Source organism: Parendozoicomonas sp. 2304DJ65-17 (genome assembly GCF_058148445.1).
Genome location: NZ_JBYVJV010000002.1, coordinates 85,161 through 105,599, shown reverse-complemented (window position 1 = coordinate 105,599; position 20,439 = coordinate 85,161). Strand labels below are relative to the sequence as shown.

25 protein-coding genes are annotated in these 20,439 nt (G+C 49.2%); 19 read left to right on the top strand and 6 right to left on the bottom strand.

The window, feature by feature from the left end; genetic code table 11:
* The first annotated feature begins 12 nt into the window (after nt 1–12).
* Nucleotides 13–204, top strand: a complete 192-nt coding sequence (locus ACY2RR_RS05525) for a hypothetical protein (protein WP_490107139.1) — start codon at nt 13–15, stop codon at nt 202–204.
* Here the strand turns inward: ACY2RR_RS05525 and ACY2RR_RS05520 are convergent.
* The 4 genes from ACY2RR_RS05520 to flgA all read right to left on the bottom strand — a co-directional run bounded on the left by ACY2RR_RS05520 (nt 201) and on the right by flgA (nt 2,496).
* On the bottom strand, nt 201–821 hold the full coding sequence (locus tag ACY2RR_RS05520) for a YceH family protein (protein ID WP_490107138.1): 621 nt from the start codon (nt 819–821) through the stop codon (nt 201–203). The two genes, ACY2RR_RS05525 and ACY2RR_RS05520, sit on opposite strands and share 4 nt — an antisense overlap.
* A 98-nt stretch (nt 822–919) precedes the next feature.
* Complete coding sequence (locus ACY2RR_RS05515; protein WP_490107137.1) at nt 920–1,381, bottom strand: flagella synthesis protein FlgN; 462 nt, start codon at nt 1,379–1,381, stop codon at nt 920–922.
* Between the two features lie 11 nt (nt 1,382–1,392).
* Nucleotides 1,393–1,689 (bottom strand): flagellar biosynthesis anti-sigma factor FlgM, encoded by a 297-nt coding sequence (gene flgM / locus ACY2RR_RS05510; RefSeq protein ID WP_490107136.1) that lies wholly within the window; start codon nt 1,687–1,689, stop codon nt 1,393–1,395.
* 60 nt (nt 1,690–1,749) lie between these two features.
* Nucleotides 1,750–2,496: a flagellar basal body P-ring formation chaperone FlgA gene (gene flgA / locus ACY2RR_RS05505; RefSeq protein ID WP_490107135.1), complete on the bottom strand. Its 747-nt coding sequence runs from the start codon at nt 2,494–2,496 to the stop codon at nt 1,750–1,752.
* 217 nt (nt 2,497–2,713) lie between these two features.
* On the opposite strand from flgA, the gene flgB reads away from it, so the two are divergent.
* The 12 genes from flgB (at nt 2,714) to flgL (ending at nt 13,557) form a co-directional block, all read left to right on the top strand.
* Nucleotides 2,714–3,094 (top strand): flagellar basal body rod protein FlgB, encoded by a 381-nt coding sequence (gene flgB / locus ACY2RR_RS05500; protein WP_490107134.1) that lies wholly within the window; start codon nt 2,714–2,716, stop codon nt 3,092–3,094.
* Nucleotides 3,095–3,118: 24 nt separating this feature from the next.
* On the top strand, nt 3,119–3,553 hold the full coding sequence (gene flgC, locus ACY2RR_RS05495) for a flagellar basal body rod protein FlgC (RefSeq protein ID WP_490107133.1): 435 nt from the start codon (nt 3,119–3,121) through the stop codon (nt 3,551–3,553).
* Between the two features lie 15 nt (nt 3,554–3,568).
* Entirely contained in the window at nt 3,569–4,441 is an 873-nt protein-coding gene (locus ACY2RR_RS05490) for a flagellar hook assembly protein FlgD (RefSeq protein ID WP_490107132.1), read from the top strand.
* 20 nt (nt 4,442–4,461) lie between these two features.
* Entirely contained in the window at nt 4,462–5,652 is a 1,191-nt protein-coding gene (gene flgE / locus ACY2RR_RS05485; RefSeq protein ID WP_490107131.1) for a flagellar hook protein FlgE, read from the top strand.
* Between the two features lie 13 nt (nt 5,653–5,665).
* Complete coding sequence (locus tag ACY2RR_RS05480) at nt 5,666–6,406, top strand: flagellar basal body rod protein FlgF (RefSeq protein ID WP_490107130.1); 741 nt, start codon at nt 5,666–5,668, stop codon at nt 6,404–6,406.
* A 3-nt stretch (nt 6,407–6,409) separates the two neighbouring features.
* Entirely contained in the window at nt 6,410–7,195 is a 786-nt protein-coding gene (gene flgG / locus ACY2RR_RS05475; protein WP_490107129.1) for a flagellar basal-body rod protein FlgG, read from the top strand.
* Entirely contained in the window at nt 7,195–7,875 is a 681-nt protein-coding gene (gene flgH / locus ACY2RR_RS05470; RefSeq protein WP_490107128.1) for a flagellar basal body L-ring protein FlgH, read from the top strand. The genes flgG and flgH overlap by 1 nt, the downstream gene beginning before the upstream one ends.
* An 8-nt stretch (nt 7,876–7,883) precedes the next feature.
* Nucleotides 7,884–8,981 (top strand): flagellar basal body P-ring protein FlgI, encoded by a 1,098-nt coding sequence (locus ACY2RR_RS05465; protein WP_490107127.1) that lies wholly within the window; start codon nt 7,884–7,886, stop codon nt 8,979–8,981.
* Between the two features lie 14 nt (nt 8,982–8,995).
* Nucleotides 8,996–9,325 (top strand): rod-binding protein, encoded by a 330-nt coding sequence (locus tag ACY2RR_RS05460; protein ID WP_490107126.1) that lies wholly within the window; start codon nt 8,996–8,998, stop codon nt 9,323–9,325.
* Nucleotides 9,326–9,393: 68 nt separating this feature from the next.
* Nucleotides 9,394–10,734, top strand: a complete 1,341-nt coding sequence (locus ACY2RR_RS05455; protein ID WP_490107125.1) for a hypothetical protein — start codon at nt 9,394–9,396, stop codon at nt 10,732–10,734.
* Between the two features lie 214 nt (nt 10,735–10,948).
* On the top strand, nt 10,949–12,568 hold the full coding sequence (flgK, locus tag ACY2RR_RS05450; protein WP_490107124.1) for a flagellar hook-associated protein FlgK: 1,620 nt from the start codon (nt 10,949–10,951) through the stop codon (nt 12,566–12,568).
* A 23-nt stretch (nt 12,569–12,591) separates the two neighbouring features.
* Nucleotides 12,592–13,557 (top strand): flagellar hook-associated protein FlgL, encoded by a 966-nt coding sequence (gene flgL, locus ACY2RR_RS05445; protein ID WP_490107123.1) that lies wholly within the window; start codon nt 12,592–12,594, stop codon nt 13,555–13,557.
* Between the two features lie 21 nt (nt 13,558–13,578).
* Here flgL and ACY2RR_RS05440 read toward each other — a convergent pair whose 3' ends face one another.
* Both ACY2RR_RS05440 and ACY2RR_RS05435 read right to left on the bottom strand, forming a co-directional pair.
* Complete coding sequence (locus ACY2RR_RS05440) at nt 13,579–14,226, bottom strand: hypothetical protein (protein ID WP_490107122.1); 648 nt, start codon at nt 14,224–14,226, stop codon at nt 13,579–13,581.
* A 72-nt stretch (nt 14,227–14,298) separates the two neighbouring features.
* Nucleotides 14,299–14,925: a YgjV family protein gene (locus ACY2RR_RS05435; RefSeq protein ID WP_490107121.1), complete on the bottom strand. Its 627-nt coding sequence runs from the start codon at nt 14,923–14,925 to the stop codon at nt 14,299–14,301.
* Nucleotides 14,926–15,087: 162 nt separating this feature from the next.
* On the opposite strand from ACY2RR_RS05435, the gene ACY2RR_RS05430 reads away from it, so the two are divergent.
* From ACY2RR_RS05430 to ACY2RR_RS05405, 6 genes are all read left to right on the top strand, one after another.
* Complete coding sequence (locus tag ACY2RR_RS05430) at nt 15,088–16,254, top strand: flagellin N-terminal helical domain-containing protein (protein ID WP_490107120.1); 1,167 nt, start codon at nt 15,088–15,090, stop codon at nt 16,252–16,254.
* A gap of 72 nt (nt 16,255–16,326) precedes the next feature.
* The gene (locus tag ACY2RR_RS05425; protein WP_490107119.1) at nt 16,327–17,499 is read left to right on the top strand and encodes a flagellin N-terminal helical domain-containing protein; all 1,173 of its coding nucleotides are present in this window, start codon (nt 16,327–16,329) and stop codon (nt 17,497–17,499) included.
* A 334-nt stretch (nt 17,500–17,833) separates the two neighbouring features.
* A complete protein-coding gene (locus ACY2RR_RS05420) occupies nt 17,834–18,184 on the top strand; it encodes a hypothetical protein (protein WP_490107118.1) in 351 nt (116 codons plus the stop codon).
* A gap of 85 nt (nt 18,185–18,269) precedes the next feature.
* Complete coding sequence (gene fliD / locus ACY2RR_RS05415) at nt 18,270–19,736, top strand: flagellar filament capping protein FliD (RefSeq protein ID WP_490107117.1); 1,467 nt, start codon at nt 18,270–18,272, stop codon at nt 19,734–19,736.
* Between the two features lie 12 nt (nt 19,737–19,748).
* Complete coding sequence (gene fliS / locus ACY2RR_RS05410; RefSeq protein ID WP_490107116.1) at nt 19,749–20,150, top strand: flagellar export chaperone FliS; 402 nt, start codon at nt 19,749–19,751, stop codon at nt 20,148–20,150.
* Complete coding sequence (locus ACY2RR_RS05405; RefSeq protein WP_490107115.1) at nt 20,143–20,436, top strand: flagellar protein FliT; 294 nt, start codon at nt 20,143–20,145, stop codon at nt 20,434–20,436. The genes fliS and ACY2RR_RS05405 overlap by 8 nt, the downstream gene beginning before the upstream one ends.
* Nucleotides 20,437–20,439 lie beyond the last annotated feature (3 nt).

The window sequence follows — 20,439 nt, the reverse complement described above, 5'->3', positions numbered from 1 at the left end:
GGAAACGTTCTTATGCAACGTATAGCTGTTGTGCTCATACTGCTGACTGTCCTCTATAACCAGCTACACAAGGATAATGCCTTTACCAGTGAACAGGCGAAAGCCGCTGACTGGGGTAAAAGGCATTATCTGTACAGCGGCAAAGGTCAGGACAAACTCAGTGTTCTGTCTTTAAGAGAAACAACCAGTCCCCCTGCTTATTAATTTGCCTTGAGCTGATAACGCAGTCGCTCTACCTCTGCTTTCAGCTCCTCCACTTCCTGCTCTAGCTCGCGAATACGTTCCCTGTCGCTCTGTGCAGCTTTAATTGCAGGTGGCACATCCACTTCACCAGAAAACAGATGGGCAAACCGGGACTCTCTGCGGCCTGGCTCTCTGGGCAACTGCACAACTAACTCTTTGGAAACCATCTCCTGCAACGCAGATTCCACATCGGAAACATCTCCAAATGTGGCCATGCGTCCGGAACGGCTGCGCAACTCTCCCGGAGTCTGTGCTCCACGGAGCAACATCAGGCAGACAATGGCTCTTTCCTGATCAGACAGCTGAAGATGGCTGAAAGCTGTATTGCAAAAACGATGTTTGTAGCGGCTGGCTCTGGAACCACTCTCTTCACTGACCAGACGCTGATCTATCAGATTGTTCAGCGCCTGCATCACTTCCGCACTGGTAAGAGATAACACAGGGTCACGGCTGCTTTTCTGATTGCAGGCATTCACCAGCGCATTCAGAGTCAGAGGATACTGATCAGGAGTGGTGCTTTCTTTCTCCAGCAAACAACCGATAACGCGAGCTTCGTTCAGTGTCAGGTGGACATCCATCCGTTTTGCTCCCTTGAAAAGCGCAGTCAGAATGAAAGTCTTTATACGCCAATATCGCGGCGCATTCACTAGGTTCTGTTGACATAAGATATCAGCTTTCAGGCATATCCTAGCGAGACTGATTCCCCGTAACGGCCATCGGAACCATCTTCCCCATAGCCTACATGGCTCTGCCCGCGGCCAAGCCGCTCAAGCATGGTTGTAGTGATTTCTTGCTGCATGTTTAACAGCTGGCCAGAAAGGTTGTTGGCTGTCTGGCATTCCCGGCCAAGGCGGGAAAACTCCAGCCACAGTTCCATCTTTTCTGCAGATGCATGGGCCGTTAAAAACTTCTGCATGCCCTGCCGGGAACTCTGGAACCCAAGGGCAGCTAAAAGAATCTCTCTTTCAGCAGCACTGTTTTGCAGTGCAGAAGACAGTTCTGATATTTCATCGTTCAAAAGCGGAAGTTCATCCATATTCCGCTGTCGCAGACGCTCGGCCTGTTTCTGGAGCAGTGTTTTCATACACTGCATTTTTTCTATATCGGAAGAAAGAGTGGCAAAGATTCGTGCGGGCATGGAAAGCTTGTCTACTTCGGTTCCAGTGATGCCTCAAAGTCGAGCATCTTCTGTGCCAGCTTCTCATAATCGATTTTCAGCTCACCACGAACAATGGCCTGACGAACTTCTTCGACTTTATCCATATCCACATCCGGCGCAGACTTAGCCAGAGCTTCAGCTTCCTGCAGAAGGGCAGCATCAGCACTGATAGAAATAGAATCCTGGCTGGAGTCTTCTGCTTTTATATTATTTTTCCGGTTATCCGAACGGCGTGATTTTTCCACAGAAAAATCTGCAACCGAGGCGGAAATACGAGTTGTAGTCATACTGAAATTCCGGACTCTCTGTTTACTTCAGGAGTCGTCATAAAACACTGGAAATTAAACTTAAAGCCCTACAGCCACCACACTTTTTTGCAGAACTTTCCCATAAAGTACCTTGCCGCTGGAATTATTGCGAACTCTCACACTATCTCCGATAGCGCCGTCATCCATAACCATGCCAGAGGCCGTCACAGACAATCCGCCAGTACCGGAGCGAATCTGTACCCGGTCACCTTTGCGCACAGCAAATGTCCGCTCAAACAAAGAGTCATTCAGAACATCACCGGATTTTACTCTCCGGCGCAGTGTTTTTCCTTCAAGGTATCCAATATCTGTTAAGTAACCGCGCCTGAGTTTTGCCAGATTCCGCATTTCCAGCGACACATTTGAAGAAGCAAGAACAGTTCCCGATGCAGCCGCATGTTTTACCACCAACACTGGAGCCTGTATCAAGATTTCTCCGTTCACATATAAAGACCAGGGACGAAAACCCTCACAGGACACTTTAACCCTCTGGCGTCCGACACCAGAGACTCGACTGCCATCAACTGTAAGGGGAACGGTGCAAGGAGCGAGCTTACTCACACTGGCAGGCAGGGAAACATCAACTCTCCAGCGACTGTTGGGAATGGTGGCAGCCTGACTTTTGGCCTGAGCTTCTAACAAATTAATGGTTACCCGTTCTATCTCAGATGATGGACTGGGTACGCCACTACCTTCAGCAAGAGCCATCACCGAAACAAGCAGCATAACAATAAAGACTGATAACTTTCTGGTTACTGATTTCAATGAAACCTCGCTGAACAACATTCAAATTTTCCGACAAACCTGTTCCGCTGGAACCTGTCAGCGGAAATTTAATTCCGCGAGGTTGGACAACAGTTTCCTCACTGGGAAAAGTTTAACAACGTTCTCCCCCTCCAAATACTGATACAAATCGCATATCCGTGCCCAACAGACAATAAACGACATATGGCACATAGATTGCTCATAGGTAGGTGTTCTTTAACCCGCCGATGGAAAATGCATGGCAATCAGTTTCGACAACCACCTGGGTCTTCACCAGCAAGCTCTGGCCTTTCGTGAGCAACGGGCCGGTGCTATTTCTGGCAATCTCGCCAATGTGGATACCCCGGGATACAAAGCCGTAGATCTTGATTTCACCACTGCACTCCAACAAGCACGAGAAACCCTGTCTCTGGGGAATGGCAGTTTAGACACACCATCAGCAAATCAGGCAAACGCACAGCTGGTTGAGCGGGAACAAACCCAGCCATCGTCCGACGGCAACACCGTTGAACTCGGCAAAGAACAAGCCGCGTGGGCGGAAAACCGTGCTGACTGGGAGGCGAGTTTTACCTTCCTCAACATGAAATTCAAAAGCCTGGAACAGGCCATCAACGGTTAGTTATTACGGACGATCTAACACGCTATGTCACTGAACACTATTTACGACATTGCCGGCTCTTCCATGGCCGCACAGAGCCAGCGCCTGAACACCGTTGCCAGCAACCTGGCGAATGCCGAAACACCGGGAAGCTCTCCGGAAACAACTTATCACGCTCGCAAACCCATCTTTGCCGCAGTACTGGAACAAACCCAAGACGACCTGCTGTCTTCTACCGCAGTGGAAACAGCTTTTGGCGTAGAGGTTCAGGACGTTGTGGAAAGCGACGCATCACTGGAAACCCGATATCAGCCAGATCATCCAATGGCAGGTGACGACGGTTACGTGTACTACCCGAACGTGAATGTTGTGGAAGAAATGACTGACATGACATCAGCATCCCGCAGCTACCAGACCAGTGTCGAACTGCTCAGCAGTGTCAGTGCCATGCAGCAACGTCTGCTTACTCTTGGTCAATAACGGAAGGACTGCCTGATGACTTCTGTTAACGCCACCGGTAATGATGCCAACGTACAAAACCAGACGACAACTACCAACAATCAGTCGCTGAGTTCTGATGATTTTATGGAGCTGTTACTGGTTCAGCTCCAGTATCAGGATCCCACTGCGCCAATGGACAGCAGTGAAATTGTTTCCCAGATGGCTGACCTGACCAGCGTAACAGCCATGACGGAGCTTCAGGGTTCCGTAGAAGATCTCAGCACTCAGCTGTATTCCTCTCAGGCTCTGTACGCCTCAACACTGGTTGGGCAGGACGTAATGGTTCTCGCCAATGTGATGAATATTGAGGATGGCGGCACTGTAGAAGGTAAGGTTCTGCTGCCAACACCGGCCGACGACCTGAACATCAACATCTACGACTCCAGCGAAAACCTTGTCGCCACTCTTCCTCTTGGCGAACAGACCGAAAGTGGGAAGATTGATTTCGACCTGGCAGACCTGGATGAAGAACTGCCAGCCGGTGACTACATCCTGGAAGCTATCGCAACAGTGGATGGAAACGATATCGAAGTTGCCATTACCCAATCCACAACTGTGACCAGCGTTGTTATTCCCGGTCCCGGTCAGGAAGTTCTGGTGGAAGTGGAAAATGTTGGTCTGGTTCCACTGTCGTACATCACCAAACTGGAAGGAACTTCTGCTCCGGAATCTGAGAGCGGTGAAGGAGATATGGGCGTTCAGTCGACTGACGAACAAATGACACCCAACTCCTATTTCAACCGCGAGCTGCTGGAAAAATACCCTGGCCTGAAAGAATCAGGGCTTGTGGATAACAGTGCACAGCCAGACACCATTCCGGCTATGCCTCTGGGGCCAGCTTCTCTTGCCGTTGCCAGAAACAGTTAAGGCTTATTTAAGGATTCATCATGTCAGCATTAAGTAACGGCATCAGCGGCCTGAACGCTGCCTCCAGTGATCTGGACGTTATCAGTAACAATATCGCCAACTCCAGCACTGTGGGTTACAAGTCCAAAGATGTGCAGTTTGCTGATGTGTATTCAGCAGCCGGAACCGGCGGAGGTGTTTACGTTTCCGATGTGTCCACCGACTATGCCCAGGGCGCTATTCAGTACACCACCAGTGGTCTGGATATGGCTATCAACGGTGATGGTTTCTTTATTACCGAAGATGCCAACGGCAACCAGTACTACACCCGCGCTGGTGACTACGAAGTTGATAAAGACGGCTATATCGTTACACCTAAAGGTCAAAACCTGCAGGGTTATGCAGTTGATGACAAAGGTAATGTTATTAACGGCACTCTGACCGACCTGCAAATCGACAAGAGCGACCAGGCCGCCAAAGAAACCAGTGAAGCCAGCCTTGATGCTAACCTGGATTCCCGGGAAGAAATCAAAGATCCAACCAAGTTCGACTCTGACGATCCCGACACTTACAACTACACCACCAGCACGGTTGTTTATGATGCACAGGGAACGCCACAAACCGTTTCCGCATACTATGTAAAAACGGCTGATAACACTTGGGACGTTACCTACGAATCCAATGGTGTTTCTCAAAAGGAACAGTTGGTCTTCAACGAAAGCGGTGAACTGATTACTCCAGCTAATCCGGCCAGCTTCGATATCACAGTCCCCGCAGGCGGTGCTGGCGATATAACCTTCACAATGGATGTATCTGGCATCTCCCAATACGGCACAGATTCCAGTGTTTCTTCTACCAGCCAGAACGGTTACCCACCAGGCAGCTTCAACGGTATTCAGGTAGCCGACGATGGCAGCATTTATGCCACATATTCCAATGGTGAAACCAAGCTTCAGGGCGTTGTAGCGCTGGCAACTTTCCCCAACGAAAACGGATTGGTTGATGCCGGCAACACCAGCTGGACGTCTTCTCCAGAAAGTGGCGATGCCATTATTGGCGAACCAGGTTCTGGCGGCACTGGTTCTATCATGTCCGGCGCTCTGGAAATGTCCAACGTGGACCAGACCGCTGAACTGGTAAACATGGTGGTTGCCCAGAGTAATTACCAGGCCAACGCCAAGAGCATCAGCGCCAGCAGCGAGATGACCCAAGTTCTGATGAACTCCATCTAGGTGCTGAACACGAATGGATAAAGCCATATACACAGCTATGAGTGGTGCAAGCCGGGCGATGTTTCAACAGCGCCAGCATGCATCCAATCTGGCGAACGTAAACACCGATGGTTTCAAGGCGGACTTTGCCCAGATCATTGCGAAGAACGTGGAAGGCGAAGGCTTGCCAACACGAGTGTTCACCGAAACCACCGGCACATGGTCTAACACCGGTGCCGGCAATATGGTCAGCACTGGTAATGAACTGGATGTTGCCATTCAGGGAGAAGGCTGGTTGTCAGTTCTTGATGGCAATGGTGAAGAGGCTTACACCCGTGCGGGTGCTCTGGAAGTGAACCAGGACGGCATTCTCACTACACGTCAGGGACAACCTGTTGCAACTATTGGCGGTGGCCCTCTGACCGTTCCCCAGTACGAACAGATCCAAATTGGCCCCGATGGCACAGTCAGCGTTCTGGGTTCCGGTGACCCGAAAACCCAGCCAATCACTGTTGGACAATTAAAGTTGGCTAATGGTGAAGAGCCTTTATTGAAAGGCCCGGATGGCCTGTTCCGCACAGCCAACAATGAACCTCTTGCCGCTGACCCTGCTGTTGAAGTGAGCTCCGGAACACTGGAAAGCAGCAATGTGAATTCCGTGGAAGAGATGATGGCGTTTATGTCCCTGAGCCGTCAGTTCGAGATGCAGCTGAAAACAATTGAAACCGCCCGCCAGATGGCCGAAGCCGGTGACCGTTTAATTCGAGGTTCCTGATAAATGCACGCTTCACTATGGATCAGCCAGACAGGTATTACAGCTCAGAATGCGGAGCTGTCTGCCATTTCCAACAATCTGGCAAACATTAACACTGTTGGTTTTAAGTCTGACAATGTCGTTTTTGAAGACCTGTTTTATCAGGTGCAGAAACAGCCAGGCAGCGATAACACTCAGGATAACCAGACTCCTACCGGCCTGCAGCTGGGTACCGGTGTTCGCGTTGCCGGAACCAGCAAAGATTTCACCCAGGGTGCGTTTCAGACCACAACTGGCCAACTGGATATGTCCATTGCCGGTCAGGGTTTCTTCCAGGTGCAAATGCCAGATGGCACCAATGCCTACACCCGGAACGGTGAATTCCAGCTTAACTCCGATGGTGAAATGGTCACTATGCAGGGCATGGTTCTAGAGCCAGGCATTGAAGTTCCTGCGGAAGCCACCAGCATCTCGATTGGTCAGGACGGTACTGTCTCCGCAACAATTGCCGGTCAGGCTGAACCTGAAAACCTTGGCCAAATCACTCTCTCCAACTTTGTAAATCCAGCCGGCCTGAATGCTCTCGGCATGAACCTGTTTGCAGAAACCGCAGCCAGCGGCGTGCCTTTGGAGTCTGTGGCAGGTGAAGATGGTGTCGGTGAAATCCGTCAGTACTCACTGGAATCTTCCAACGTCAACATGGTGGAAGAGATGGTGAATATGGTCACGGCCCAGCGTGCCTACGAAATGAACACCAAGGTGCTCGCCGCGGCTGACGAGATGCTCCAGTACGCCAACCAGGTGCTCTGATGCATAAGTTTTTCCAGATATCTCTGATTACTCTGGGAATCACTGCAACCGGTTTTCTTACCGGTTGCAGCATTATCCCGGAAAAAGATGAAAAGCCGGACACCGAAGAGTGGGCACCTATTGTTCCCGCACCTCGCGCCATTACTGCCACTAACGGCAGCCTGTTTAACCCTGCCTACGCCAACAATTTATTTGAAGACCGTATGGCCTTCCGGATTGGCGATATTCTCACCGTCCGCCTCGACGAGAAAACCAGTTCGAAAAAAAGCTCCGGAACCAACATTGGCAAAGGCAGTTCGATGGGAGTCGATATTCCTCTGTTCTTTGGTAACCCTCAGGATATCAACACCGACGCTGGCATTGATCGTTCCTTCAAAGGCAAATCAGACAGCACCCAGGCCAACCAGCTGACTGGTGATATCACCGTGACCGTTGCCGAGGTTTACAGCAATGGTTCTCTGCGAGTCGTGGGGGAAAAATGGTTGCGGTTAAATCAAGGCGATGAATACATTCGTATCGAAGGCATGTTGCGCCCGGAAGATATCAGCCCGGATAACGTCGTTCTCTCAAAACGTCTGGCAAATGCCCGCATTATGTATTCCGGTGCTGGCCCCATGAATGATGCCAACAGCCCTGGCTGGCTGACCCGTGCATTCAATAACCCTATCTTTCCGATGTAAGGCATTCCGTGATTAAACGACTACTGCCACTAATTTTGTTAGCACTGTGCTCAGCAGTAAAAGCGGAACGCCTGTTGGATCTGGTGGATATTCAGGGGGTACGAACCAACCAGCTGATTGGTTATGGCCTTGTGGTTGGCTTAGACGGCAGTGGTGATAAAACCCGCCAAACCGAATTTACCGGCCAGTCTCTCACTAATATGCTGCGCCAGTTGGGTATTCAGTTACCAGACAATGCTGATCCAAACCTGAAAAACGTGGCCGCAGTTTCTGTGACCGCAACACTACCCCCCTTTTCCCGCCCTGGTCAGTCTATTGATGTAACAGTGTCATCTATTGGTGATGCAAAGAGTCTTAATGGCGGCACGCTGTTGCTGACACCACTGAAAGGTGTAGACGGCAATGTCTATGCATTAGCCCAGGGCAGCCTGATTGTTTCTGGCATTTCCGCTGATGGAAAGAGTGGTTCCAAAGTTACGATTAATGTTCCCACTGTCGGTCGTATTCCATCCGGCGGGGTTATTGAACAGAGCGTTCCCACATCTTTTGGTCATAATCGTCAGGTCGTTCTTCACCTGCGTGAACCCAGTTTTACCAACTCCCGCAATATCAGCCGTGCTATTAATGAACTTCTAGGCCCCGGTACAGCACAGGCTAATGATGGCGTTTCCATCACTCTTGCGTCTCCGGCAGATGAAAACCAGCGAGTTGCTTATATGGCCATGTTGGAAAATATGGACATTGAAACTGGTCGCCCACCAGCCAGGGTTGTTATCAACAGCCGCACCGGCACTGTGGTCATGAATGAAGATGTGGAAGTGTCTGCCGCTGCCGTGAGTCACGGCAACCTGATTGTTTCTATTCAGGAATCTTCCAATGTCAGCCAGCCCGGAGAATTTTCTCAGGGCGACACCGCTATCACTCCACAGAGTGATATTCAGGTTGAAATGGGCGAAGGTCGCCTGTTCACTCTCCCTGAAAGCACCTCTCTGCAGGAAGTTGTGAACGCCCTGAACAGTGTGGGAGTCACACCTTCAGACCTGATGGCAGTGCTGCAAGCACTGAAAGAATCCGGCTCCCTGAAAGCTGAACTTGTAGTGATTTAACCGGCAGCCAATATATGAACATTAACACTTCCGCCCCTACTCTTGCTGCTGATCCAAAAGCCATGGAGCAGTTTCAGTCCGATAAAAACTCTCCGGAAGCTTTGCAGGCTGCGGCTACACAGTTTGAATCCATGCTGATTGAAGAAGTGTTGAAAAGCATGCGCAATGCCACAGATGTGATGGCTGAAGATAGCCTGATCAACCGTGACCAGGAACGCTTCTATCAAGGTATGTATGACAGCCAGCTGGCTTTTGATCTGGCCAGCACAGGCACATTGGGAATAGCCGAACAGTTGATGGCACAAGCCCTGCAACAGCAGGGGTTAACCATGGATGATCTGTAAAGCTAATTCCCCTGTTTTTCCATCCTTGTCTAGGATTAATAGACAACCTTGGCAAGGATGCTTTACCCATGATGGATCCCCTGAAAAGTCCGGGGGCGGTCACCCCCCCTCCCGGTGGCTCCGTAGAAACAACAAAAACCGAAAGTGTTTATCACCCTACTCTGGGCAAAATCACAGCCTTACCAGAAGCTAAGCCTCTTGTTGCCGACAAATATCTCGGGGAAAGGCTCCAGCTTAAGGGGCTTACACTTTTCAAAACCTTCCTGAAACACCCAAAAGCCACCATAGATTTAAAGCTGGGCCGCCTCGATAAGATGCGTTTACACAATCCGGTTAAATATATGAAAGAGCTGACAGCTCTGTGTACCAAAGACAATCACTGGCGCATGGCATTTAACGAGGGAGAAAAGCTCAAAGCCAACTACACCAGCCCACAAGTTAAAAATGAGGTAGAAGGCTGGCAGATTCATGCGTTTGGCCAGTTGGCAGAATCTCTAACATCCCAAACGCAGCTCACTGGCCGGCGGGGAGAATTGACAACTGAGCTTCAGAATGGATCAGAAAGAACCAAAACAGATGAGATTCTGGGGAATCTGGCAGAACTCAGCAATATGGCTGCCAAGCTTGAGCGATTCCCTTATGAAAGTCGCCACACTATGCCTGGAGCCGCCATTCACGAACTCTCATCACAGCTATCCACTGTTTTCAGCAATGTAAAGTTGGAAGACGATCACTGTAAAATGATGGAGAAAGCGCTTTCCCTCATGGATAACGCCATGGTTCTATCCCCTTCAACCAAACACCCCTTCAGCTCCCTTCTAAAAGCATTACAGAAAGAAAATCAGGCAACAAAAGAGAAAGAAGAACATCCCGGTACTCACGGCAAAGGGGCACTGAAAGTATCTGCAGCACCTTCCAGAGAGCTTGGACCAATAGATGAATCCCAATGGCCTGACGAGCTCAATGAAATCAAAGGTCTGCTTACCAGTGATCCAGACAATCCAGAGTTATGGGAGAGTTTCACTGAGCTGAGAGAAGCCATTCAGGAAGAATATCCTTCTGAAGCAGCCTATAAGATGACCGAAGAGTGTCTTCGCTCACTGCACTTTGATACCCCGGAAAACGATCTGTTTATGAAACACTGGGTTGATCATCAGATCCAGTTTGCCCCCGACAGCAAGGATACCTGGTACAACTACGATTCACTGGCTCCCAGGCTGACACCTGAAGAACAAATCAATTATCTCTCTGATCTAATGGAAATAAATCCCGGAAATGCCGATGCTGGCGGTCGCCTGTTGGGAGTTCTACAACAGGAAGAACAAAGGCTTAATGTTTATACCAGCCCGGAGGAACAGGAATACCGGCAGATGGTTGAAGCCCAGGTCGAAAAACTACTTCAAAGATAAACCCATCCAGGGCCGACAACGTTGGCCCCTTTTTTGCTCATCTCATTTTAAAAATGTCAGTTGGCGCCGGGAAGTATTCAGGGCTTTCAGCCCAAAGTTCGTAACCACTTACGTTTCTTAAGATTCCTCTGCAAAAGACGACTACTGATTCATTCAATGGCCCCGGATGCTTGCGGTCGGCCAGCCACTTTTGAAGAGACTTTCAGATACTGCCATGAGCATGATCTACAACGGTACAACAGGCCTGACCGCTGCCCAGTCAGCACTGAACGTTACCAGTACCAACATTGCCAATGCTGGTGTCACCGGATACTCACGCCAGGTGACTCATTTCAGTACTTCCGAAGTATCTGGCGTTTATGTTTCTGATGTTGAGCGTGTCAGTGATGAATACGCTGTGCAGCAACTCTGGTACAACGCTTCTCAATACGGCTATGCAACCACTAATGCCAGCCACACTGGTCAGTTGGAAACTACAGTTTCCGGCCAGAACACCAGTCTTTCTCCAGCATTGAATGATTTCTTCGGCACTCTGAGCTCCGCCAGTGCTGATCCAATGGATATTGCTTACCGCCAGGAAGTGCTGGCAAGCTCCAAAGACCTGACTGCACGTTTTAACAGCCTGTCTAAATCCCTGACTCAACAGGCGACAGATGTTGAGCAACAGATGCAGGCTCTGGTTGATGAAGCCAATGGTGCAATTGATGAAATCGCCAAAGTCAACGAAGCCATTGTTGAAGCCAGCGCCACTGGCGATGTTCCTAACCAGCTTCTGGACGAACGTGATCAGGCCATTCAGCAACTCTCCGAAATTGTAGAGATTGATGTTCTGATTGAAGATGATCATACAGCCACAATTACTCTGCCTTCTGGCGAACCATTGGTTACTCGCGCAGAAACCAATGAACTGGTACTGACTCCCGGATATCCGGATGAATCCCAGTCTGTACTGGCCGTTGATACCGGCAATGCTGTGAAAAAGGTTGATGAACCCGGCGGCGCTATTGGCGGTTTAATTGATTTCCGGGAGGAAACTCTTGATCCCGCTATGCGAGAGCTGGATCGCCTGGCCCTAGTTGTTGCTGACACCGTTAATGAACAGCTTGATAAAGGCTACGACCTGAACGGCGATGCTGGTTCCCCGCTATTTAATGATATTAACGCTCCGGAAACCATGAAGAGCCGCTCCACTCATATTGGCGGCACAAACAGCGTGACCCTGAATGTTGAGATTTCCGATTCCGCAGAACTGACTGCTGATGATTACACCTTCACCATGAGTGATGGTGGTGATCTGGAAATCTATCGTCAGCCCGGCAGTGAGCAGGTGAGTTATACCACCAACTCTGATGGTTCCATTTCTTTCGATGGCATCACCATTTCAGACGACAGCGGCAACTCTTTCACAGCTATGCAACCTGGCGATACCTTCCTGATTGAGCCAGGTAATGGTGCCAGTGCCGGTATCGAAGTGATTATGGATGATCCGGAGAAACTGGCTTTCTCTTCCAACCCCGATGAGCCGGGCAACAATGAAAACCTGCAGGAAATTATTGGCCTTCAGGAAGAACAGTTAGTTGATGGCATGACTATCAACGGCGCCTGGAACAGCATTGTCAGCGATGTTGCCAGCGCCAGCGCTCGTGCCACCAACGATTACAGCGCCAGCGCCATGCTGTATCAGGAAGCGTCCAACAAGGTTCTCAGCAACAGCGGTGTAAACCTTGATGAAGAAGCCGCCAATATGCTGATGTTCCAGCAACTTTACTCTGCCAACGCAAAAGTGATTGCCGCGGCCGATGAAATGTTTAACGCCGTACTGAATATGGCTTAAGCCGGATTAAAGGAGTAATCACCATGCGCGTAAGCACTATGCAGATGCATAACACTATGTCCGGCTCCATGCAGCAGGCGACCAGTGACGTTAACCGCACGCTTATTGAAATGAGTACCGGCAAACGTATTCTCAAACCATCTGATGATCCTTTCGCCGCTATGCAGCTGATGGGCATGGATGATGAACTGAACAAGCTGGAAATCTGGGCAGGTAATATCGATACCGCCACAACCTCCCTTTCCAACCAGGAAACCGTGATTTCGGATATGGTGAATAACCTGAACCGAACCCGGGATCTGGTACTTTCTGCCGGTAATGGCAGTATGACCAATGAAGATCTGGATGCTCTGGCAACTGAGCTGGAACAGACCGTCGAAACAATCGCCAGCCTCGCTAACACCAAGTCTTCCAGCGGCGAATATATCTTTGGTGGTACAGCTGGTGACAAGCCTCCAGTGCAGGAAGTTCCGGTTCTTAACCCAGTAACTGGTGACCCAGTGTTGGACGCCGATGGCAACCCGGTTATGGAATGGTCTTATGAAGGATCAGAGGATTCCCGGGAGCTGCAAATCAGTGATTCCCAAACTGCCTCTATGGGTGTCACGGGCGATAATCTGTTCTTTGGTAATGATCCAGACTTTTTCACAGCGATGGATGATTTCATTGAAACCCTTCGCACTGTAAACATGCCAGATGATCAGGACGCATTGACTCAGGCTGTTGAAGATACCCTGAATGTTGTGGATAGCACTCTGGATGCTGCCAACAAAAGTCTCACAACGATTGGTGCTGAGATAAACACTCTAGAAGCTGCCGCAGATACCAATGCTGACCGTCAGCTGACCAACAAATCTATGCAGAGTTCTTTGGAAGATCTGGATTACACCGAGGCAGTAACCCGGTTAAGTGTGGAGCAGACTATTCTGTCTGCAACTCAAAAAGGCTATGCCAATGTCAGCCAGATGAGCCTGTTTAACTACATCTAATTAGAAGCGATTTAATTGCGCTTATCGCACATAGGTTTTTGAAGAACCACGGGCGTAACGAGTAAAGGTTACGCCCGGATACCACATGCTCTGCCCCGGCAGGCTACGCCCTTTCAGACTGCTTAAACGCCAGCCGTTCCTGGGGTTACTGGGAGTTTTCCACTGCTCAGAAAACTCAATTTTGAAGATATTGCCCCGCTCATCCTTGATATAACTCACCCAGCCTTTGAAAACCGGCCCGGCATCTCCAGTTCCCGGCCCCGGCAATGTTCCCCGAAAGTGATCATGGTAAATAGCCACTACACCTTCACTCGGCACAGAAAAGCTGGCGCGGGCAATATTACGATGGAACAGAGTTTTCATTTCTTCTGGCTGGGAAGCTGTCACCTCTCCTGTTTCTTCATTCACAGTTAGAAAACCAACATTTTCCATGCTACGGGTACGGTTTAAAGGCAGGGATTCCAGTACAGCAATAGCTGCCGCATCCATTTCTGGCGTCGCTACAACATCGAATGGGGGTTCGCGTACAGCATCGGAAGAAGACTCAGCAGTTTGCCCAGCCGCTGTAGCAGGCAGGTTGAGTAGACGATTGACTTCCTCCAGCTTGTAAATCTGGAGTCCGAACGTCGCTACAAGGCAGGAAACAAGGATAAAGCTGAAAACTTTCATCAAGTGCACTCCGATAACTGTATAAGTTATCGGCAGGTGCACAGAGTTCTGAGGGGATGTTCCTAAGCGGAATCAGCCCTTAAGAGCCATTTCCAAACGACCATTGGTGCGAGTAAAACCAATCTTGGAAAGATAAGTAGCGTGGGCTTCAGAACCTTCAGCAGAAACGATCTTGGAAACACCCTGCTCAGTAAAGAAGTTGCTGTTTTCGCAGAACACAAACTGACCAGGCTTCAGGTCACGGTAAGGAGGCAGAACAAAATCCAGATCCACTTCCATAGTGCCGTCTTCATTGCGATGACAGATAAACACACCCGCCAGAGACAGATCGCGGTGAATCATCAGTGCAGTGTATTCACGGTCATCACGCAGACTGAACGGAGGGAAGAATTCTTTAATTTCAGCCTTATGCAGATTAATAAACTCATTCAGGTACTGGTCAGAAACAGAGGCTGGCAGTACACGGAAATGGCTCTTCTCGTTATACATTTTCCAGAGGTAGAAAATGTTCATGGCTACAAGGTAATAGTTCAGCAGTACCACCGGCAGAGCACCGAGCAGCAGGCCATAAGTACCAAAGCAGAAACTGCCAAACATATTGAACCAGCGCAGGCGTACCAGAGAACTCATGCTCAGGCTGACAGCAGTAAGCAAGGTGGCAAAGTAGCCGAGCATTTCCAGCCAGTCGATCTCTGACATGGTAATAACCTCCCGAAAAAAAGGTGCGGATTCTAATATATACCGCATCCGAAATCGCTGTTTATTTTTTGATCTATGCCAAAGCATATTTAAATTTACATAACTTCCTCCGATTTCCCCCATTGCAGTTAGTGCGCGCATACAAAAGCAAGGATACGAACGTTGGCCGCGATACAGACCCAAACGTCTTCTCTACAAACACCGGTAGCCACCTACGTTACCGATGTAGGTAAAAAAAGTTCTGTAAGAAGAAGTTCGGTCAAGCCCAAAAAAGATGGAGACTCCGTAAACCTTTCAGAACAGTGCAGCACAACAAACCCCAATATCCCCATGCGTAACCTGAGCAATGCCATAGCCATTGTCCAAACCGCTGAGAATGCCCTGAAAAGAGGAGCCAGCCTGATTGGGCGAATGCTAAACCTGACCCAGAAATCCCTGAGCGGCAGTTATTCCTATAACGAACGCAAAGCTATGCAGAAGCAGATTAAGGGAATGATCAACGAGATGGATGATCTCGCCCGGGAAACCCGCTTCGGCAATAAACGGCTGCTGGATGGTTCCAACACCGCCATGACAGTGTGGGCTGGTGATGATGAAGACCAGACTATCACCGTAAAAATCCGCTCACTATTTGCCAGCAGCCTGGGCAACGATATTGAAACAGCAGACACAGGTGCACTATTTCGAGTAAACGACACCATGCTGAACGACCTGATGATGGCAATACTGGATAAACACGGTACCTATTACTTCCCAATAAAAGCAGGATCATCAGGAGACGAAGCGGTTATCCAGCTCAGGAAAGAATTTTTCGGACTACGTATAAAAGCCACCCCCGTTTACGATGGCGAAACCCGAACTCTGGAACTTGTAGCTCAAAAGAAAGTGCTGGAGCGTATTGGCATAGCTGGCGGCTCAACGGATTACTTTTCCAAAGATGAAGATGGTCATCTCAAGAGCATTAAAAGCGGCTTGAAGCCAGAAGTAACCGGCCCGAATAAACCCAGCAAGGCTATGAGCATTTCCGATATAGATATCACCACATCGTCATCCGCTCGCAAAGCTGTCATTGTTCTGGACTCAGCTCTTAACGAAATCACTCAAGACCAGAAGCAACTTAAAAATACCCAGCATCAGCTGGATAGAAAACTAAAAACAGTCATATCATCAAAGAGTTACGCGCCAATAGGCGACTCCGCCCAGATACACAGTACAACCCAGAGAACTACTGGACAGATGCAAAAGAGGGTTACTGATACGGTGATATCCCAGGCTAAGGGCATGCATAAATTTGCGGATGTTCTGGAAGAAACCACAAAAACAATTTAATTATCTGAAATCAGCTTCCGATTCCTGAATCAGTGGCTCGCAGGAGCCTGATGTCAAACACAGGAAAACGACATGATCACAATTAACACCAATACTTCTGCGATGTTCGCGCAGAACAACCTGGCCAACACTCAAGCCAACCTGAACGACAATATGCTGCAGCTGTCTACCGGCCTGCGCATTAACTCTGCTTCCGACGACGCTGCTGGTATGCAGATTTCCAACCGTATGGAAACCCAGATCAACGGTCTGGGTGTTGCCCAGCGTAACGCCAACGATGCTATCTCCATGGCTCAGACCGCTGAAGGTGCAATGTCTGAAACCACTGATATGCTGAACCGCATGCGTGATCTGGCTCTGCAGTCTGCTAACGATACCAACACCGCTGAAGATCGTGCTGCTATGCAGAAAGAAGTTGAGCAGCTGCAGGAAGAAATGACCCGTATCGCTGAAGACACCACTTTTGCAGGCATCAATCTGCTGGATGGCTCTGCGCAGAATATGACCTTCCAGATTGGTGCTGATGCAGGCCAGACTATTGAGTTCAGTATCGACAGCACAAAAGCTGAAGATTTGAAGGGTACCGCATCAGAAACAACCACTGGCGGTGATGTGACACTTTCTAAAACAGATGTTGATGCGATTGTTGCAGGTGCAAAAAATACTGCCGCAGATACTCCTGGATCTATTGATGTAAATGGCACAGTTATCACCATGACTGAAGATGCCGCTGCTACATCCCAAGATTTAGTTGATGACATTAATGGTCAAACTGGCACCACAGGCGTTTCTGCAACTTTAGAAGACAATGGTGAGATCACACTTTCCACAACTTCTGCTACAGCAATTGAAGTCAAAGATGACACTGCAACCGGCGCAGTAAATATTGCCGAACAGACTGGTACAGCTGGCGTCGCTAAAGGCGCTACCATGAGCATTTCTGATATTAATATCAGTACAGCTGAAGGTGCCCAACAGGCCATTGGTGTACTGGATGACGCTTTGGCTGCTGTTGATGACCAGCGCGCAAATCTCGGTGCTGTTCAAAACCGTCTGGACTCCACCATCGACAATCTGGCAACTATGGAAGAAAACATGACGTCTTCCCAGAGCCGTATCAAGGATGTGGACTTCGCCAAGGCCACCACTGAAATGACCAGCAACCAGATGATGATGCAAGCTGGCTCTACTGTACTGTCTCAGGCTAAGACTATGCCTCAGTACGCTACCATGCTGATGGGCTAATAATGCCCTGAATGTTGTGATTGACTGTTGGATTTTGGCTTATTTGTAGGTTGGGTTCACCCTTCGGGCACAAATGAGCGCAGCGTAACCCAACAATAGGCAACCTCCTTCAAACACAATGTAAAACCCTACAACCGGCCATTAACAGCTTTGCCTGATAATGGCCGGTTTTTATATGTTGCTTGGGTGGTTGTCTGATCGGACGCTTGTTGGGTTACGCCGCTTTGTGGCTAACCCAACCTACGAATTGCGAGTATTTCTCCGATTACCTTCATTTAAGAACTCCCTTCCAAAAGACGACTTCTGACATACAACCAGAGTGCAGGTTTCCACTATGTCAGATGAACCTTTGCCAACTGTTCCTCCTTCCCTCCCGCAAGGTGTAGAGAAAACGCTTGCTGTTGCGCCAGCTCGCAAAAGCCAGCGCAGGGATCAGGAAACCGTGGCGGAAATCTGGCCGGAAATATCCTTCCGCAAACATCTGCGAAAACAACTTGCAGCACTGAATTCAGCTTTTGCTACTCAGGGGTTGGAAGCCAAGCTGGTACGTATTGCCGGGCAGGCACGATTCTTACTGGTAGATGGCGACCAGCATATAGTTATGGTGCTGACTCCTGCTCAGGCGAACTCCATTGTGGAAAAACAACCTGTTGGCTCTGGTGTATTGATTAACGAACAGTGTTGATCACTTTCATGGCATGTAACTTGCGATGACATGCTGATATTGCGGTTAGAAAGCCGATACCTTTCGGCCTATTCAGGAAGAACAGATGTCTATAAGCATGCCCGGTATGGGAACCGGCCTTGATCTGCAAACCATGGCTAAGACTATGGCTCAGTCTGATATTGCCCCGAAGGGGAATCAGCTAACCAAGCAGGAAAGTGAAATCAATGCTGAAATTGCCGCTCTTGAGCAATTAGAAAGTGCTCTCAGCACTTTTAACTCTACGCTTTCTGATCTTTCTGACCCACAGACTTTCGGCAACCTGAAAGTCACCGCACCGGAAGATTCCGAAGAGTTCTTCTCTGTATCCGCTGATGAAGATGCCATTGCCAATAGCTACGACATTTATGTGAAGCAGCTGGCTACTAAAGACAAATGGGAAATGGCTTCCATTACCAGCAGTGATCCTGATATTCCCGCGGCCAAAACACCTCTGCCAACCGGTGAAGTGAATATCACTATGGCGGATGGTGAAGTGTTTACGGTAACCGTTGATGAAACCAACAATACTCTGCAAGGGATTATGGATGCCATCAATGAGTCTGAAGATAATCCCGGTATAGACGCCACTGTCGTTAATACTCAGACAGAATCTGGCGATGATCTGGCTTACCTCACACTAACCAGCCGGGAAACAGGAACAGAAGCCGCCATTCAGGGTATTTCTTTCACCGATTCTAACGGTGATGCGGTTGGTACACCCAAGAATATCAACCCGGCTCAGAATGCCGAGATCACTGTTGATGGCATTAAAATCATCTCTCAGGATAATTCCATTGATGAAGCCATCCCCGGCGTCACCATTGACCTGACCAAGGCTATGCCGGCAGATAAAGCTGATGAGCCCTACACCGTAGACCTCTCGGCCGATACCGACACCATGAAAGAGTCTATCAATAATTTGGTAGACAGCTACAACACCCTGATGGGTGTTATTGATGACCTGACCACAACAGTTCCTGGTGCTCCTGGCGAAACTGCCACACGCCCACCACTGGCTGGCGATACTCTTATCAGCTCTCTGGAAAACCAGCTTCGCTCGGCCATTACTACACCAATGGCTGACAACTCTTACAGTTCTCTCGCCAGTATCGGCATTGTCACCGACTCCAACGGCAAGCTGGAAGTTGATGATGACAAACTGGACCAGGTTCTGGAAGACGATCCAGACGCCATCATCAAACTATTTACCGGTGATGAAGGCATTATCAATGGCTTTCAGGAAGTCGTTGAAGTGTTTATTGGGGAAACAGATTCTTCTTCAGACGATGGCTCAGAGGATGACTCTGAAAGCGACTCTGACGATAGTGAAACCGGCGGTTTGATTGGCGAACGTCTGGATGGGTTGGATGATGACCTGAACGATCTCCAGGCAGAGTGGGATTCGCTGGAAGACCGTTACGACGATATTTACAACCGCTATCTCAACGAACTGATTGCTATGGATCTTGCTGTCAAGGAAATGAACAACTCCATGAGCGTGCTGAACTCCATGAACACTACAACAATTTAAGGCTGGCAAACTATGAGTTATGAACAGGCCCTGAACGCCTACACCCAGAACCAGACAGAAAACCGTGTTGCTGTTGCCAGCCCTTATCGCCTCGTCCAGATGATGTTTGAAAAGCTGATGGATCATATGGCGATTGCCTCTGGTGCCATGGAGCGTAAAGACATTGCCACCAAAGGCCAGAACATCAGCAAATGTATTGAACTGCTTGGAGCATTGCGTGGAGCTCTTGATCTGGAGGTTGGCGGTGAAGTCGCCGTAAATCTTTCCAACCTTTATATGTTCTGCAGTGATTGCCTGATGCAGGCCAACCGTCATAACGATCAAGAGAAAATTGACCATGCAGTGATGGTGATTCGGGAAATCAAATCTGCCTGGGATCAGCTGGAACATGCCGATGGTGTCAGCCATGTCTGATCGGCTCGCCTCTCTGGAAGATGCTCTGAAAGAAGCCTTTCGGGACAAAGACTTTGAACGAGTAATGACTCTTGATGCTTCTCTGCAGCAAGAGATTCGGGACATTCAACAGCGCAAAGAACCGGTTTCTGCAGAACAGGTGAAACGCCTGAAAGAGCTGTACCTGAAAATGCGAGAACACTGCCAGAGCCGCCGCAGTGAATTAAGCGAAAAGTTGAATGAAATGCGCCAGGAACGAAATGCTCTTGGGGCGTACAAAGATTGTCTGGTATCAGGGAGCCAGTAAACG